This is a genomic window from Fibrobacter succinogenes subsp. succinogenes S85, assembly GCF_000146505.1.
Classification (GTDB): Bacteria; Fibrobacterota; Fibrobacteria; order Fibrobacterales; family Fibrobacteraceae; genus Fibrobacter; species Fibrobacter succinogenes.
On the sequence record NC_017448.1, the window covers coordinates 3,123,185 to 3,139,707 of the forward strand.

General features: G+C 50.6%; 16 protein-coding genes. 4 read left to right on the plus strand and 12 right to left on the minus strand.

What is annotated here, in order from left to right; genetic code table 11:
- Window positions 1-193 precede the first annotated feature (193 nt).
- From FSU_RS12855 to FSU_RS12865, 3 genes are all read left to right on the plus strand, one after another.
- Window positions 194-1,234, plus strand: a complete 1,041-nt coding sequence (locus FSU_RS12855; protein WP_244263642.1) for a GDSL-type esterase/lipase family protein — start codon at window positions 194-196, stop codon at window positions 1,232-1,234.
- A gap of 273 nt (window positions 1,235-1,507) precedes the next feature.
- A complete protein-coding gene (locus tag FSU_RS12860; RefSeq protein ID WP_015732221.1) occupies window positions 1,508-2,395 on the plus strand; it encodes a TIGR02147 family protein in 888 nt (295 codons plus the stop codon).
- Between the two features lie 7 nt (window positions 2,396-2,402).
- A complete protein-coding gene (locus tag FSU_RS12865; protein WP_014546815.1) occupies window positions 2,403-4,184 on the plus strand; it encodes a LamG-like jellyroll fold domain-containing protein in 1,782 nt (593 codons plus the stop codon).
- A gap of 52 nt (window positions 4,185-4,236) precedes the next feature.
- Here FSU_RS12865 and recD2 read toward each other — a convergent pair whose 3' ends face one another.
- The 12 genes from recD2 to FSU_RS12925 form a co-directional block, all read right to left on the minus strand.
- A complete protein-coding gene (gene recD2, locus FSU_RS12870; RefSeq protein WP_014546816.1) occupies window positions 4,237-6,375 on the minus strand; it encodes an SF1B family DNA helicase RecD2 in 2,139 nt (712 codons plus the stop codon).
- A gap of 38 nt (window positions 6,376-6,413) precedes the next feature.
- Complete coding sequence (locus FSU_RS12875; RefSeq protein WP_014546817.1) at window positions 6,414-7,949, minus strand: carbon starvation CstA family protein; 1,536 nt, start codon at window positions 7,947-7,949, stop codon at window positions 6,414-6,416.
- Between the two features lie 25 nt (window positions 7,950-7,974).
- The gene (locus FSU_RS12880; RefSeq protein ID WP_014546818.1) at window positions 7,975-8,643 is read right to left on the minus strand and encodes an outer membrane beta-barrel protein; all 669 of its coding nucleotides are present in this window, start codon (window positions 8,641-8,643) and stop codon (window positions 7,975-7,977) included.
- 80 nt (window positions 8,644-8,723) lie between these two features.
- The gene (gene nadA / locus FSU_RS12885; protein WP_015732223.1) at window positions 8,724-9,737 is read right to left on the minus strand and encodes a quinolinate synthase NadA; all 1,014 of its coding nucleotides are present in this window, start codon (window positions 9,735-9,737) and stop codon (window positions 8,724-8,726) included.
- Window positions 9,738-9,776: 39 nt separating this feature from the next.
- The gene (locus FSU_RS12890; protein ID WP_014546820.1) at window positions 9,777-10,604 is read right to left on the minus strand and encodes a metallophosphoesterase; all 828 of its coding nucleotides are present in this window, start codon (window positions 10,602-10,604) and stop codon (window positions 9,777-9,779) included.
- Window positions 10,605-10,611: 7 nt separating this feature from the next.
- Window positions 10,612-11,343: a pseudouridine synthase gene (locus FSU_RS12895; RefSeq protein ID WP_014546821.1), complete on the minus strand. Its 732-nt coding sequence runs from the start codon at window positions 11,341-11,343 to the stop codon at window positions 10,612-10,614.
- Window positions 11,344-11,360: 17 nt separating this feature from the next.
- Entirely contained in the window at window positions 11,361-12,449 is a 1,089-nt protein-coding gene (locus tag FSU_RS12900; protein ID WP_015732224.1) for a Ppx/GppA phosphatase family protein, read from the minus strand.
- The gene (locus FSU_RS12905; protein ID WP_015732225.1) at window positions 12,439-12,795 is read right to left on the minus strand and encodes a hypothetical protein; all 357 of its coding nucleotides are present in this window, start codon (window positions 12,793-12,795) and stop codon (window positions 12,439-12,441) included. The genes FSU_RS12900 and FSU_RS12905 overlap by 11 nt, the downstream gene beginning before the upstream one ends.
- Before the next feature lie 92 nt (window positions 12,796-12,887).
- Window positions 12,888-13,217, minus strand: a complete 330-nt coding sequence (locus FSU_RS12910) for a hypothetical protein (RefSeq protein ID WP_014546824.1) — start codon at window positions 13,215-13,217, stop codon at window positions 12,888-12,890.
- A gap of 234 nt (window positions 13,218-13,451) precedes the next feature.
- On the minus strand, window positions 13,452-14,195 hold the full coding sequence (panB, locus tag FSU_RS12915; protein ID WP_014546826.1) for a 3-methyl-2-oxobutanoate hydroxymethyltransferase: 744 nt from the start codon (window positions 14,193-14,195) through the stop codon (window positions 13,452-13,454).
- Window positions 14,196-14,284: 89 nt separating this feature from the next.
- A complete protein-coding gene (gene recO / locus FSU_RS12920; protein ID WP_014546827.1) occupies window positions 14,285-15,076 on the minus strand; it encodes a DNA repair protein RecO in 792 nt (263 codons plus the stop codon).
- 94 nt (window positions 15,077-15,170) lie between these two features.
- The gene (locus tag FSU_RS12925; protein WP_014546828.1) at window positions 15,171-15,527 is read right to left on the minus strand and encodes a histidine triad nucleotide-binding protein; all 357 of its coding nucleotides are present in this window, start codon (window positions 15,525-15,527) and stop codon (window positions 15,171-15,173) included.
- 179 nt (window positions 15,528-15,706) lie between these two features.
- Between FSU_RS12925 and FSU_RS12930 the strand changes: the two genes are divergently transcribed.
- Window positions 15,707-16,522: a lysophospholipid acyltransferase family protein gene (locus tag FSU_RS12930; RefSeq protein ID WP_244263643.1), complete on the plus strand. Its 816-nt coding sequence runs from the start codon at window positions 15,707-15,709 to the stop codon at window positions 16,520-16,522.
- Window position 16,523 lies beyond the last annotated feature (1 nt).

The window sequence follows — 16,523 nt, forward strand, 5'->3', positions numbered from 1 at the left end:
GGCGTATAGGGCCACTCCTGATCCGTACAAAGATGCTCCTTCAATGCATGTGAACTTGTTGGAGTTGTCTCGTTATGCAGAAAGAGTTGGAAAGCCGATGTGCGAATTGACAAAGGAAGAAATAGACCAATTCCGGTTGTAATTTATCTCGTCATCCCTCGTTCTTGATTATATTTATCACATGGTTATGAATATGTTTGGGAAGATAGTTTTGGCTGCGGCCATGGTGTCATCTGCTATAGTTGTGCCTGCGTTTGCGGCGGGTAAGGTCGCTTGCGTTGGCAATAGCATCACGTATGGTTACGGGATTGAGTCCTGGCCGGACCAGACGAGTTATCCGCATCATTTGCAGGGGATGCTTCGCGAAAATGCGCCGAGCGATACGGTCGAGAATTTTGGCGTGAGCGGGCTTACGGTCCGCAAGGACGATCAGGCTTCGTATTGGAAGGGGTACCGCTTTGCGCCGGCAATTGAATTTGCGGCGGATACGGTTATCATCGAGTTGGGTACGAACGATTCGAAATCGTACACGACTTGGAATACTCCGGCGCAGGATGCTGCGGTGGACTCTGCGATTACGGCGGATTTTGAAGCGCTTATTGACACGTTCCAGGTGAAGTCGAAGCCGCATGTTTTTATTTGCTTGGCTCCTTATGTGAACAACATAGAATGGAATATCCTTGATACGGCTGTCGTAAAGCGCGTGAATCCGGCTATTTTGCGGGCTGGGCTTGAAAAGGGTGTGAACGTGATTGACTTGCATTCTCGTTTTAGCGCCCTTGAAAATCCGAGCTGGTATTTGGAAGATATGGTGCATCCGTCTGTTGAGGGCGCAAAGCACTTGGCCGAAATTGTGTATGCCCATTTGCAAATGGATACGTTGCATGTAACGCAGGACGGATCAACGCTCAAGGCTCCGAAGGGCTTCTATGGTTTCCAGTGGTACAAGGATGGGAAACTTCTTGAAGGTGAAACTCTTGAAACGCTTGAGGTTAAGGGTGAGGGCGAATACAAGGTTTCTGTGAAGGTGGACGAAAAGACGCTTTCGCGGATTGTGACGGCTCCGTTGAAAGTCGAAAAGACGACTGCCTTGAAGCCGGGTGTTCGTGAAATCGCTCGCGAAAACTCGGTGGGTGTAGCGAACATGGCTAAATCGGCGCGACGTTTTGACGCTCAAGGCCGCGCTCTGAAAGCTCGCGGACCATCGCACCAGAAAATCTACACTAAACGCTAGAACTGAAAAGGGAACGACCGGAGTCGTTCCCTGCGTGTTTGAGAGATGGACCTGTTCTCGTAGCATCGCTAGAGCTTGTTTTGGTGTGGGGCTTTTATAGCTCAATCCGATGCCTGAGCAAAATTCCTTTTTCTATAAAGATAGATGCGGATGCTCCAAATGTCGAGGGAAAACAGGTGTCGCGGGAACAAAGCGTCCTCGGTAGACAACGATTTTGTGGCTGTTTTTAGGGCTTTTTTACCGAAAATCGGCTTTACAATATATTTTTAGAGTATGAAATCCAGTGCAGAAAAATTGCAGCCTGAAGAGCGTCTCGGTTCAATCCCTCCGAAGCGCATGTCAGTTTTTGAATTTGATGATTACCGCGCTTATTTGCGGCACTATTTTGAGTGTGCGCAAGCCTTGAACCGCCGTTATTCGCTGCGGAGTTTTTCGGACAAGCTGGGATTTTCGTCCAAGGATTTTATTTCGCGTGTGATGAAGGGCGAAAAGAGCCTCACTCCGGCAAGCATTGCAAAAATTGTCGGTGGCTTGCAATTCGATGAAAGCGAGGCTGCATATTTCGAGGCGATGGTGCTTTTCTGCCAGGCGTCCAACGGCGATGAGCGTGAAAACTACAAGAAGCGCATGGAAGAAATCACGGCAACTTACCGTTTCACGCAGCAGATGCTTTTGACTCGTGCGTACCAGTATGAAGTTTATTCGCACTGGTATTATTCCGCGATCCGCTCAATTATCGGGATGATTGGTTTTGATGGCGATTACGATGCTCTCGGGGCGCGCTTGATGCCGCCGATTTCTGGAGAGCAAGCGCGGCAAGCGGTGGATTTGCTGGAACGCGTCGGGCTCATCAAGAAGGACGCCAAGGGCAACTGGATTTTGAACAATCCGGCGATTAGCACGGGCGACAAGGTCATCCAGCAGGCTTTTATCAATTACCACAAGGAATTTATTGATCTCGCGAAGGAGTCCATTACCAATGTTCCTTCGACCGAAAGGAACGTGAGCAGTGTGACTCTCGGCATTTCGGAGGCATCTTACAAGAAAATTGTCAAGTGCATCAATGAGTTCCGCAAAAAAATTTCTATGATTGCTAATGAGGACGAGGACGGTGGCCGCGTTTTCCAGATGAATATCCAGATTTTCCCGTTGTCCAAGTGAGGATGCAATGAAACGAAATACTCGATTGGCTAAATCGGCGGTTTCTGCATTGTTCGCGTTGCAGGCGTTGCTTGCAATGGTTTTCCTCGTATCTTGCTCTGACAACAAGGTGGCGGGCGGAAACAGCTCCGAAGTCGGTTCCCCAGAATTGATGGGAACGCTTGCTTATGCTGACGGAGCGCAAAGACCGGACTTTTTTAGGCGCGCCTCTTATGCTCGTGTTTACTGCGTGCCGGCGGATTATGACCCTGCAAAAGAAGATAGCACATCGTACTATGCGACTACTGCGGATTCTGCGGGGCGTTTCGCATTTGATAACTTGCCAGAGGGCGTTTATAACTTGGAAGCGTTTTATGAAGATTCGGATGGCGAAACATTTGCTGTTCGCGAATCTGGCCTGAAAATTGCGAAGGATTCTGCGCAATCTGTCAATTTGGGATTGAATCAAAGTAACGACATCAAGATTTATTTGCAAGATACCAAGGACTCGGTTGCTAGCCTTTCTATCGTGGGTTCAACGTACAAGTCAACCGCCAAGATTATAACAGATGGAATTGTTCGTTATGCGATTTTTACCGGTGTACTGGCATCGTACTATGATTCGGTGCAAGTGAGTACTTCGGAGGGCACTAATAGCATCAAGGCCGTTCTTGTTGAAAATACGGATGCAAAGCAGGCCTTTTACTATGATAGTTCTGCCCGCACTTTGGAAATCCCGCTCAATACATCGGCGACTGGCATAGACCTGCGCGATACTATTGAAGGGTTTCCGCTGTATGTCCGCTTGAACGATTTGAATGCGGATGACCGCAAGTCGCTTGTCAAGAATCTTTATTCGCTAAAAGTTTATTTAGAGCCAGCTTCGTTCTGGACAACATTCAAGGTCGTTTGTGGCAAGGACTCTATTCCGACGGGGCTGTGGGTTCGCTTGTCTACGCTTTACCCGCAACGGGAAACGCAAAAGCTCGTTTTCGCCTGGAATGAAACGGATTTTATTGAGGAACCTAGTGTGACGGAGGCTTGTGTCGTGAGAGACGATGCTTTCGGAAGTGCGCTTGCCTTGATTCGCGCCGCAGATCCGTTCACAATTTCGGATGGCTTTATGGCGGCGTGGAACTTTGACGAACGTGAAATTCCGGATTCGATAGTCAAAACTTCTGGCGATAATCCGTTCATGGGACGCGTCACTGACGTTACCGCAGGCGATGGAATTATTGGCGGAGCATTTGTATTTAACGGAAAATCTTCCATTATTGAAATTCAGGAATCCGCAGATTATTGGGGCTTTGCGTTGAAGGATACGTCTAGCTTTACGGCGTCTTTCTGGGTGAATGTTGAAGATACTTCGACATCTCGATTCATTTGGGGCAAGTCGGAGTCGGAATACCATTTCAAGTATCAAGCTGGCGATAGCGACCGTTCAAGCTGGATGTTCAAGGAACTCGATGAATCGGATTTGGATCATTGGTATGAGGCTAGCATCGCGACTGCGCCGGAAACCGATTACAAGCAGTGGGTTCATTTTACGGTCGTCAAGTCGGGCGATTCGACGGCGATATACAGGAACGGTGAACTTGAAGAAACTATGGTTAGCCGCAACCATACGGATGATAAGCGTACATCGGATGGCTCGTTTGTCATTGGCGCTCGCAAGCAATCCAACGGTAAGGTGGACCGAGTTTTCAAGGGTTCGCTTGATGAACTTTACTTTATGGATGAAGCGAAAAGTTCTGAATGGGCTAGGCTCATGTACCTGAACCAAAAGCCGACCGGCTACTGGCCAAAGTAAACTTAACGCGCGCGGGAATGCCCGCGCATTTTGCGACTCGTCATCCTCTGAGCTAATCCAACTTCTCGGTGAGGCGTGTGTATCGTCTTGTGCTGCGGTTGTTGCGCACGGCTTGATAGAACGCTCCCGGTGCAGACAAAATCCACACATGACCTTTCGCACGCGTGATGGCGGTGTAGATGAGGTTCCGCTGCAGCATGATGCTGTGGCTTGAATCTAGCACGACGATGACGGCGGGGTATTCGCTACCCTGGCTCTTGTGGATGGTGCAGGCGTACGCAAGGATAAGTTCATCGGCTTCGTCGGGCTCGTAATCCACGGTCTTGTCATCGTAAAAGACGGTAATTTTTTTCGTGTCTTTCCCGATTTTGTAGATGATGCCGACGTCTCCGTTGAACACGTTCTTGTCGTAGTTGTTGCGGATTTGCATCACGCGGTCGCCTGTGCTCCAGTTGCCGCTGGCAATTTTAATGCGTTCCTTGCCGGGGTTCAGGAGGTCTTGCAAGAAGTTGTTCAGTTCGTAAATGCCGAGCGGTCCTTTGCGCATCGGCGTGAGGAGTTGCATCTCTTGCGTGTTGATGTCGATTTTTTCCTTGATGCCGCGCGTGACGAGGCGGGCGATGATGTCTTTAGCTTCATCGGCCGACTCGTAGGGCAAAAAGTGGAAGTTCGTTCCTTCGATGGGCGAGGGGCTAATGCCCTGATTGATTTTAGATGCTTTGTCGGCGATGTCGTTTCCGCCGGCCTGGCGGAAAATGTGCTGAAGGCGGGTGCTCGGAATCTTGGGGCAACGCAACAAGTCGTTCAGCACATTGCCAGCTCCCACGCTGGGGAGCTGGTCGGCATCGCCCACGAGAACGATTCGCGCGTTGAGTGGCGTCGCTTCGAGGAGCGAGGCGGCAAGCCACGTATCGACCATACTGAATTCATCGACGATGAGCAAATTGCATTGGAGCTTGTTGTCGCCATCGCGGTGGAACTTGCCCGAAATCGGGTCCACTTCGAGCAATCGGTGGATTGTGCGGGCTTTCTCGCCACAGCATTCGCCCATGCGCTTGGCGGCGCGCCCCGTTGGGGCGGTGAGGCTTACGCATTCTTCCATTTGGCGGGCGAGGTACAAAATCCCTTTAAGGATTGTCGTCTTGCCTGTACCTGGTCCACCTGTGATGATGGATATCTTTCGCGAGAGCGCCATCTGGATAGCGCGTTTTTGGATTGGGTCAAAGCTGAACTTGTGTTCGCGTTCCCACTGCGCCAGGGCGTCTTCGAAGCCTTCCGTTGAAAGCTCGTTGTATCGCAAACGGAGCTTGATGTTGTCTGCGATGCGCTGCTCGGCATTGTAAAGCGGCGGAAAATAGCAGTCGTCGCCTTCGCGCGTGATGCGCCCGCATTCGCTTGCCTTTTCGAATTCGTCGAGGAGCGTGTTGATGGCGCCTTCATCGTCCTGCATTAAACGCAAGTTGCGGAACGTGCGTTCCAGGAGTACGTTCTTGGGCAAAAATACGTGCCCATCGCTCACAGACGCTTCTTGCAATGTGTAAAGCAATGCGGCCTGAAAACGCTCGGGGCTGTCTTTCGGGAATCCGACTTTTTGCGCAATTTCGTCGGCCTTCAAGAATCCGATGCCCCAGACTTCTTCGCAGAGCATGTACGGGTTCTGTGTGATGCGTTCAATTGTCGCTTGCCCGAACTTGTTCCAAAGGCGCTTTGCCACACTGCCGACAATTTCGTGCTTGTACAAGAACAGCATTGTTTCGCGGCTGTGACGTGCTTCTTGCCAACGTGCCAAAAAAGCTTCCACCTTGCGGGCGGGGAAGCCTTTGATTTTTACTTCGCGGAACTTGTCTGGATTGTTGTCGAGAATGTCGGCGGTTGCATCGCCAAAAGCTTCCACAATGCGTTCGGCAATCTTTTGCCCCACACCCGGAAATTGACCGCTTGCCAAGTATTCAAGGATATCGTTGTCTTCGGTGGCGAGGTATTCAAAAGAAGTCGCCTGGAATTGCTTTCCGTATTTCGGATGCGAACCCCAGTCGCCTTCTACAGAGATTGTTTCGCCAGGTTGCAAAGCGGGAAATGTTCCCGTGATGACAACGACTTTCTTGCTTTCAATATCGTTCAGACGCATCACGGTAAAGCCATTTTGCTGGCTATGGAACGTGATGCTTTTGATTGAACCTTTGACTTGCACGAATTTTGCGGCGCTTGTAAAGCTTACGAATCTCTAGTTTACTGAGCCTTCGGAATTTTACCTTCGTCCAGTTCCGGTCTCCAAACATCGGCATCGAAACCAGGCATCTTGGTAAGTTCCTTGCCACGGACGCAGAGGAAGAAACCGAGGATAGCGGCGTCGTGGAGTGCAATCACAAGAGCAGTCTTGTAATCAAGACCAAAGCCGAGCGGAGCGCCCTTGAGGTTTTCCGGGCTTACCCAGAGGATGTAATCTGCCGTAATGAACGTCATGAACATGCATGGGATAAGCGCAATCCAGAAGTTCTTCTTTTTGCTGCGGAGGTAAACCGTTGCCACGCAGAGGCTGCAAACGGCCATGAGCTGGTTGCTCCAGCTGAAGTAGTTCCACAAGATATTGAAACCTTCGGGGTTCAAGTTGCTCCAGAAGATAATCACAGCGCAGAGAGCGAACATCGGAATCGTGAGAATCAAACGGTTACGCACGGAGGTCTGTTCAAGGCCCGTAAGTTCAGCAATCGTAAGGCGGAGGCTGCGGAGGCTTGTGTCGCCACTTGTAATAGCAAGGATAATTACGCCCACGACCACGAGAATCGAAATCGGAGCCCAAGGAATCACGGTCGAAACGAGAACGCTCAAAACCTTCACGCCCGAAGCGCCTGTCAAAAGTTCCGGCATCTGGTGGTAAATGAACATGCCACCTGCAGCCCAAATCATACCAATCAAACCTTCAATAATCATCATGCCGTAGAACGTCTGGCGACCGGTCTTTTCGGTGACTTCAGTGCGTGCAACGAGCGGGCTTTGCGTGCTGTGGAATCCGCTGATGATGCCGCAAGCAATCGTCACGAAGAGCATCGGGATGATCGGCTGGCCAGCCGGATGCTTATGGAAGTTGCTCATGATGTCTGCAAAGCAGAATTCATCGAGGACGTTCAAGTTCGGGATGATGCCCACGAAAATAGCGAGGGAGGCGAGAATCAAGAGGGCGCCAAAAATCGGGTAGATGCGGCCGATAATCTTGTCAATCGGGAAGAAGGTGCTAATGAAGTAATAGGCAAAAATGCAGACAACGGCAATCCAGAAAAGAGTCGGAGAAACGTGGCTGCCGACGAGAATCGGGGTGTTCACGAGTGCTGCCGGAGTCGTGGTGAACACGGCGCCAACGAGAATGAGTGCTACGGAAATGAGTGTCATCACAAGCTTTGCCGGACCCTTGCCCAAGAACTTACGGGAGAGTGCCGGAACGTTGTAACCGTTATTGCGCATGCTGATCATGCCACTGAAGTAATCGTGCACTGCGCCGCCGAGGACGTTTCCAAGCGGGAGCAAAATGAACACGATGGCACCAAACTTGATGCCGAGAATCACGCCGATCACAGGGCCAATGCCTGCAATGTTCAAAAGCTGAATGAGAACGTTTTTCCAGTGCGGCATCGGGACGCGGTCAACGCCATCCGGGTTTGCGAGTGCCGGAGTCTTGCGGTCATCGGGACCGAACACGCGTTCGACGAACTTGCCGTAGGTGAAATATCCAAGGATGAGGATTGCAACACCAATTAGGAATGTTATCATTTTTTGTGCCTTCTTTAGTTTTTAATTAAAACTGTACCATCGCATTGATAGATACGGCTACGTAGGTTTGCCAAATATAGTTTTTAAGCTCTACGGTACCGCTATTCTTTGTGTTGACGGCCTTGTACCAGGTCTCAAAAATGCGTAAAGACGGGATGAGCCCAAAGTGTTCTGTCAGGTTGTAGCGCATGTTCGTGACTAACGCTATTCCGGAACCCATCAAGGTCGTATCGAAAAATCCCTTGATGCTGGTGGTGTTCTTTTTAATCTTGAGATTAGTGTAGGAGTACCCAAGCCCGACGCCCACCTGGAAAATGTCCGGGTAGAAAAAGTTGTAGGTGAATTCTGCGCCGATTCGCATGTAGCGCATGTCCTGTTCATCCGGGAGGTCTTTTATTGCTGTTTCTTGTGTCCAGTACTGGAACGAAGCGGCGAGTGAAAATTCGCGGATATTTACGCCGATGTTATAATCGGGGGAGAGGAGAATCTTTGCTGTTGGCATGTTGATGGTTTCGGTGAGGCCGTCTTCATCTTGGATTTTGATATCACGATGGTGCAACCCTCCGCGGTTTGCAATGACGTTAAAGCCTATGCTTGCAAAATAGGATCGCGGCCAGTAGCTGAAATCTCTGTCTTCTGGCTGTGCAAAAACCGCAGTACAGAACAGAGCGATTGCCAATAAAATTTTTCTCATTTTTCCTCCAAAAATAATTAGCGCCCCTAAAATAGAATTTTAAGGGCGCCTTGGTTAATTTCGCGATGTGTTAGGAGGCTTTATTCGGCGTATTTGAACATGGCGTCGATGCACTTCTTGGCCTTCACGCGCACGCCTTCGTCGAGCGAGATGTGTTCCGCCTTTTCGGGGTGGCGGAGAGCTTCCAAGATGTTTTCGAGCGAGTTCGACTTCATGTACTTGCACATGCAGCAGCTACCGATAAAGTTCATGTCCGGATGTTCGTAGTGCATACGGGCATTGAGGCCACATTCCGTGAGGAGCAAGATGCAGCTGTCTTTGGGCTGCTGGTTGATATAGCTCACCATCTGGCCCGTGCTTCCGACGTAGTCGCTGAGCATAGCGACGGACGGGTTGCATTCCGGGTGGCTAATCACCTTGAGATTCGGGTTTTGGCTACGGAAGAACTGGATTAAATCCGGGTCGTAGTTTTCGTGAACGTAGCAGCAACCGTTATAGAGCTTGATATCCTTCTTGACACCGCGACGCTTCATTTCGTCGATGATGTTCTGGCCCATGAGAGCATCCGGTACAAAGAAAATCTTGTCGGACGGAATCGTTTCGACGATGTGCATCACGTTACCGCTTGTCACGCAGACGTCGCAGGCGGCCTTCACGTCGGCAGTCGTGTTGATGTAGCAGACAAACGTGTAGTCCGGATTCTGCTTGCGGAGTTCTTCGACATCCTTGCCGGTAATGGAATCGGCAAGGCTGCAACCCGTGAGCGGGCCCGGGATAATCACATCCTTCTGCGGGTTCAAAATCTTGGCAGTTTCGCCCATGAAACGCACGGCAGAGAAGAGAATGGTCTTTTGCTGGACGGTGGTGGCGTCCTTGCTGAGCTTGAAGCTATCTCCAGTGAAATCGGCAACGCCCAAAAGAATTTCAGGAGCGCAGTAACTGTGGGCGAGGATAACGGTATCCTGCTGCTTTTTGAGCTCGTTGATTTCGTTGATGAGCGGGAGCATCTTTTCCACCTTTTCCATGGTGTAAGTGCAAAGGGCTGCGCCCGGCTTGACGGACTTGAGACGATTGTAAAGTTCTTCTGCTGTCATTGTGTTACCTAGATTATTGCCTAGTTAAAAGATAGTAAATTAATACCCGGCCCATTCAGCGCTGATGGAGGGGCTTGCCTTGCGGATGTTCGATTCTTCGGGAGTCTCTTCCTTGCAGGCGATGTCGCCACTTGCAATCCGTTCCTTAATTTCGTCGAACGTCTTGGGCGGCACGGAATCGGGAGAGTTGTCGCCGAGCACTTTGCAGGGGGCGGCTTCGGATTCTTTTGCCTTGTCCTTGACGGGAGTATATTCGCGGAGGGCGGGAACGCTATAGAACTTGTCTTCTTCGGGACACCAGGCGGTGAGTGCCTTGCCGTAGACGCAACCGGAATCGAGACCGATAAATCCAGGAATGTTCACGAAGCCCATCTTTGCCCAATGTCCAAAGATAACTCGCTTGTTCCACTTGACCTGTTCAAACCAGGGCTTGTCATTCCAGTAGCGGATGGAAAGGAGCACTTCGGGGCTCATGTCTTCGAGACGCGTCTTGCCCGGTTCAAGGCCTGCGTGCACTAGGAGTGCGTGCGGTGTGTCGCGCCAGAGCGGCCAGTTCTTCACGGTATCGCGGATGTAAACCCATTCGTCGAGCGAGAGCGCCTTGAAACGCTTCTTCTGCTTTTCGGTCCAGTTGCTCTTGGGCGTTTCCATCATGCGGATGAGATGTTCTTCGTGGTTTCCGCGGACGGTTAGAATGCCGAGTTCCTCGACAATGCGCATGGCACGCATCATGTCGGGACCTTTGTTGATGATATCGCCGGTCTGGTAAATGGTATCGCTACCGCGCACAAAGCCGAATTGGTCGATAATCGCAGAGAGTTCGTCTGCGCAACCATGAACATCACCGATATATAAAGTACGTTTCATGGATCGCCTACAAATGCACGGCCTGTCGCAATTTGTTCAGTTCGTTTGGCGTGAGTTCGCGGAATTCGCCTGCGGGCAAGTCGCCGAGCTGAATCTGGCAGTAGCTTACGCGCTTGAGGTCGCGGATTTCGTAACCGATGGCACGCATCATGCGGCGGATTTCACGGTTCTTGCCTTCGATAAGCACAAGTTCTGCAAATCCGTTTTCGAGATAGACGTCTGTGGCGAATGCAATTTCTTCCTGGGCATCCGGATCTTCCGGGTCGCGGATGTCCACGCCATCGACCAAGCGCTGGGCGGCAGATTCGCTGAGCGGACGAGTGGTCCACACGTAGTAGCTGCGCGGCACTTCAAAACTCGGGTGCGTGAGGCGGTAAAGCAATTCGCCGTCATCGGTGAAAAGCAAAAGACCACGGCTCTGCAAGTCGAGTCGTCCGACGTACTTGAAATTATGGTATCCCGGCGGCAAGTAATCGTAAACCGTGCGGCGGCCCTGCGGGTCGTCCTTGGTGCAGACGCAACCGGCCGGCTTGTGAAACATGATGACTTTTGTTTTCTTGTTTGTCGGGAGCTTCAGCAACTTTCCGTCAACCGTCACCTGGTCCTTGGTTTCGTCCACTTGATGGCCGAGGTCGGAAATCGTTTCTCCGTTTACCTGTACGCGACCGTCGGCGACGAGTTCGTCTGCGGCGCGGCGGCTAGCAAAACCACTGAGAGAAATGTACTTGTTTATACGCATTTTTTCATCCCCGTCTTTTATTTGCCATCCCCGACCTGTTCGGGGATCGCCGTCTCGGATGTGGCATCCGTCTTTTTTAGAAATGCCGGGCGCTTCTTTGGCTTGGGTTCCGGTTCTTTTTCAGGCGGGTAGAGTAAACCGAAGCGGAGTCCTGCCGTACTGATCTTGAACGTTTCTACGCGAAGCTTTTCGAGGAGCGAACGCAACCAGAAAAGTCCGCAGATAATCACTTCGTGACGACCGTTTCCAAGTCCCGGGAGCATCGCGCGGAGTTCTTTCGAAAGGTTCGTGATGCGCGTGGTGACCGCTTCAAGGTCGGCGAGGCTTATTTCGAGACCTTCGATGGCCTTGTAGTCAAACGTTTGGCTGTTCAAGAAGACCATCGCAAGTGCGGTGCCTGTACCACCGATAAGGTAGACAGGCTTTTTCGTCATGCCCTTGAACGACAAGTCCTTGAACGTTTCCTTGATAAACTTCTTGTATTCCGGTCCCGGAATTGGGCCCATTGCCTTGAACATCTTGAGAGCACCAACGGGAATCGAGAATGTCGTTTCGCCGTTGCTGAGTTCTGTGGAACCGCCACCGATGTCAATCGTGACGTTTCCTTCGCCGTGCCATTCCTTGACGGAACGGTAAGTGAGCTTGCCTTCTTCTTCGCCGGTAATGACGCGCGGCTTGACCCATACTGCTTTTTCGACAGCTTCAATCACTTCGTCCGGATTTGTAGCCTTGCGCATGGCTTCGGTCATCGCGACTGCCTTGAGGTCTGCGCCGAGGGCGTGCAAGTCCATGCGGAACTTGGTCATGATGTTGACGAGTTCCTGGATGCGTTCGGGCGTGATTTTCCCGTGTTCGTAAATGTCTTCGCCGAGGCGGCAGACTTCGACCTTCTGGAGTTTCGGTACGAGAATTTTGCGCGGGGCTACAGGCGCTTCACTTGATTCGGCGGGCGTCTCGGAATTTGCGGGCGCCTCTGCGGGCGTCTCGACTTTTTCGAGATTCGCAGATTCAGCGGGAGCTGCGGCAGGTGCGTCTTCGAACGCTGCGATTAGCAAAATGCAGCTGTGACTCCCGATGTCAATGGTTGCCTGGAGTTTATTTTCCACTTTCGGCCTCGTCCGTTTTTTCTTCTTGCTGATTCATCTTTTTCAGCATGATGTTCTTCATCTTTTCGGCGAGGGCGCCTGGATTTGTGAGGAACTGCTTGGCGTGAGCGATTGCTTCTTCAACGACGGATTCCGGGTACTTGGAACTCCATGCGGCGACGATGTCGCCAGTCGTGCTGCCGAGCGGTTTCTTTTCGCGAATTTCCTGGCCCATCTTGAGAGCGAGCAAAAGTCCGAGTTCGAATGCTTTCGGTTCTGCTTCGGCTTCAATCATCTTTTCGATGCGGGCGATGCGTTCTTCAAAGGGAATGTTCTGCGAATTGGTCAAATCATTTTCTGAAATCATGCTAACAAAAATAGTAAACGGAGGGCGGACCGCCAATATAAAAAAAGACCCGCAGAGGTCTGCGGGTCAAAATCGTTGGGTCAAAAAGAAGATTACTTCTTGGCGGCCGGCTTCTTAGCAGCGGCCGGCTTCTTAGCAGCGGCCGGCTTCTTAGCGGCGGCGGGCTTCTTAGCGGCAGCCGGCTTCTTAGCGGCAGCGGGCTTCTTAGCGGCAGCCGGCTTCTTAGCAGCGGCCGGCTTCTTAGCGGCAGCCGGCTTCTTAGCAGCGGTCGGCTTCTTAGCGGCGGCAGGCTTCTTAGCAGCGGCCGGCTTCTTAGCGGCGGCGGGCTTCTTAGCAGCAGCGGGCTTCTTAGCAGCGGCCGGCTTCTTAGCGGCAGCGGGCTTCTTAGCAGGTTTCTTAGCAGCAGTTTTTGTTTCAGCCATTTTTTTCTTCCTTTTTTGTTATTTATTTGTTGATATCAGAAAAATAACTTCTTTTTCACAAATAATCAACACTTATTTTATAAAAATTCAAATTTTTTTTGAAAAATTTTGTTATAGAGAAAATGCTACTGAATGAAATTGTGTGCAAAAGAAAAATCGATCTCTTTTGAGACCGATTTCCTGAATAATAAAAGTAATTAATTTATTTAAAATATGTCTGTTAATTTGTTTTAATTAAGCTCTTGCCTTGACACTTTCGATGTATTTCTTAACTCCTTGAACACCAACAGAATACATATCTACGAATTTTGTAGCGAACGGTGGAATTTTATTCGGATGCATTCCGAGAGCGTCATGCATCACGAGAACGTGACCGTCTGTGAACTTGCCACCACCAATGCCAATGGTGGGAATGCTGATTTCGTCGGTGATTTTTTTGCCGAGTTCTTCGGGAATGTGCTCGAGAACGGTTTCGAAGCAAAGTCCTTCTACAAACTTGGCCGCTTCTTCAATGGCGCGAGCTTCTTCTTCGGTGCGGCCTTTCTGCTTGAAGTTTTCTGCGGTCTGCGGTAAAAGTCCGAGATGCCCGCAGACGGGAATTCCTTTTTCGTGCAAGAATTCGAGAACGCCAGCGGGTGTGCCTTCAATTTTTACGCTAGAGGCTCCCACATCCATGAGACGGCGGGCGTTGTCGTAAGCGGTTTGCGGATCCTTGTCGCTCAAGTAGGGCATGTCGGCGACAACGTGAGTGTTTGGGGCGCCACGGCAGACGGCTGCTGTGAAGATGAGCATTTCGGTCATGCCGATTTCACGCGTGCTCTTGTAACCGAGCATTGTGTTTGCAAGGCTATCGCCTACGAGAATCTGGTCAATTCCGGCGGCTTCTGCAATGTTTGCGAAAGCGAAGTCGTAGGCGGTGATCATGGAAATCATTTCGTGCTTGGATTTTTTTGCTTTGATATCTTCTGGTGTTAACATGATGACCTCTTCACTTAAACTTTTCAACTAGGGCAAATATACAAATAGTGTAAAGTTATGGCTATTCCGGCGGAATCCAGTGAATAAACTTAATGATAATCAAACAGTTTTCTGGTTTCGTTCAAGAATTTTATGGAATGAATCTCTTTCAAGAATCCGATGTGATGGCGCAAGTAGGTGAGGAGTGCGTTCTCGGTGAATTCGGGGTGCTCAATGTTGTCGCCAGTTTGCAATGCCCAAAGCCCATTGAGCGTTTCTAATCGTGCACGCGGATGCTCAACGCCGAGACACGCTTGGCATACGAATCCGCCTGTTTCGGGGAAAAAGTCTGCGGCTGGTTCTTCGAGTGTGTGACCACAGCGGCTGCAAGTGGTGAGGTCTAGATTGTAGCCCCACATATCGCAAGTGTCCAGGAGCCACTGCGCAAAAATGCGCGACTTGTCAGGAACACTCGATGTTGACGAGTGCGCGGAACCTTCTGGAGTCGGCGAATCTTGTGGTGAATCGGAATCGAATTCGCTGATAGCTTGCTCTAGGCGTTCAAATTCTTCTTGCAGGGGGACGCCTTGTGGCGCGTAACGCAGAATCATTTCGGTCATGACCTGCGCTTTCGCTGTGCTGAGTAAATCGTTGCGCAAGTTCTTCCGCCAGTCCAAAAGCGTTGCTTCCTTGATGAACTGCAAATCGGTATTCGGATTCTGGCGAAAAACGACTTCGCTTAACGCAAGCGGATCAAGGGCTCCTCGGAACGGAGATTCCTTTTTCTTTCCGCCCTTCACGATAAACGAGACAATCCCGCTTTCTTCCGTAAGCGCCTTGACGATAAAGCTAGAATCGCTGTACGGAAAGCGGTGCAGAACAATGGCACGAGTTTTTATCATAGACGAGAGACGAAAGACGAGAGACGAAAGAGGCGTAAGCCCATTATAAATCTCTAGTCACTCGTCTGTAGCGAGTTTACGAGCGTTCTTTCGTCTATGCCTTCGGGAACGGAGGCCAGCCCATTTCCTGTCCGCCAACGACGTGCAGGTGGATGTGGAACACTGTCTGACCGGCGTCAGCCTTGCAGTTGAACACAAAACGTGCTCCGCCTTCTTCGAGGCCGAGGTCCTTGGCGATGAGCTGTGCGCGGTAAAGCATCTTACCCACGAGTTCGCAATCTTCCGGCTTCATGTCCATGATGGTTGCAATGTGGCGCTTCGGCACGACCAAAAAGTGTACCGGAGCCTGCGGGGCGATATCGTAGAAGGCGAATACATCGTCATCTTCATAAATCTTCTTGGACGGGATTTCACCCTTAATAATCTTGCAGAAAAGGCAATTTTCACTCATAATTGAGGTGTCTCCATTTTTTATTTCAAGATAGTAAAATGTGTGCGGACGGGAATTGCGAGTGATTTTTTTCGTATTTTTAAACCGTTATGTTTTTTAAGGGTAAAATAATCGCTCCGGTTTTTGCGCGCGTAGCCTATTCGGTGCTAAAACTTGCGGGGTGGAAGCGGGGAACGGTTTTGGCGAATGCAAAACACGTGGCCGGCGCAGTCCCATCGGATATTGGCCCATCTGTCGCGACCCCGGATTACAATACCCTCTTAAAGAACTTGACGCGCCATGCGAGCGAACTCTTGTTCCGCTTTGGAACTTTCAAAAAGTTGCCTCACGATTTTACTGCATACCCGTGCCGTGTGGATGGCTGGGATTTTGCTCTTGACGAGGCTGCCATTCCGGTGCTTGAAAAAATGCGCAAAGGCGGAATCTTTTTGACGGCACATTACGGCAATTATGAAGCGATGGGGCCGTGGCTTTGCCGACTTGGAATTCCGCTTGTCGCAAGTTACATTCCCCTGAAGCCCAAGTGGCTCAACAACATTCTTGAACGCAAAATTCGTGCGGTCAATGGCCGGAGTTATTCCGTAGATGCCCGGACGCCTCGCGACTTTATGCGTATTTTGAACGAAGGCAATCTTTTCTGCTTGCTCTCCGACCAGGATTCCCGCATTCCGAGCGCACTTACGGGAACACTCTTGGGGCAACCCGTAAATGTGAATCCGCTGCCGGACTTTTTGCTCAAACATCGTCCGCAAACACCTGTGTTTATTTGCTGGATGGAGGAACGCGGCGCATCTCCGAAAGGAACTTCTACGAAAGGCGCTTCTTCGAAAAAAGTTCGCGTGCTCCACGCTGTCGAGGTGGGAGGCGTGCAGTCCAAAGTCAACGATCAATTCAACAAGTGGCTTGAAGAACGCGTCCGTGAGAATCCGAATCTCTGGTATAGCTTCACGCATCGCCGATTCTACAGCCAGTCGCCTGAAATTTATGGAGGGTAAT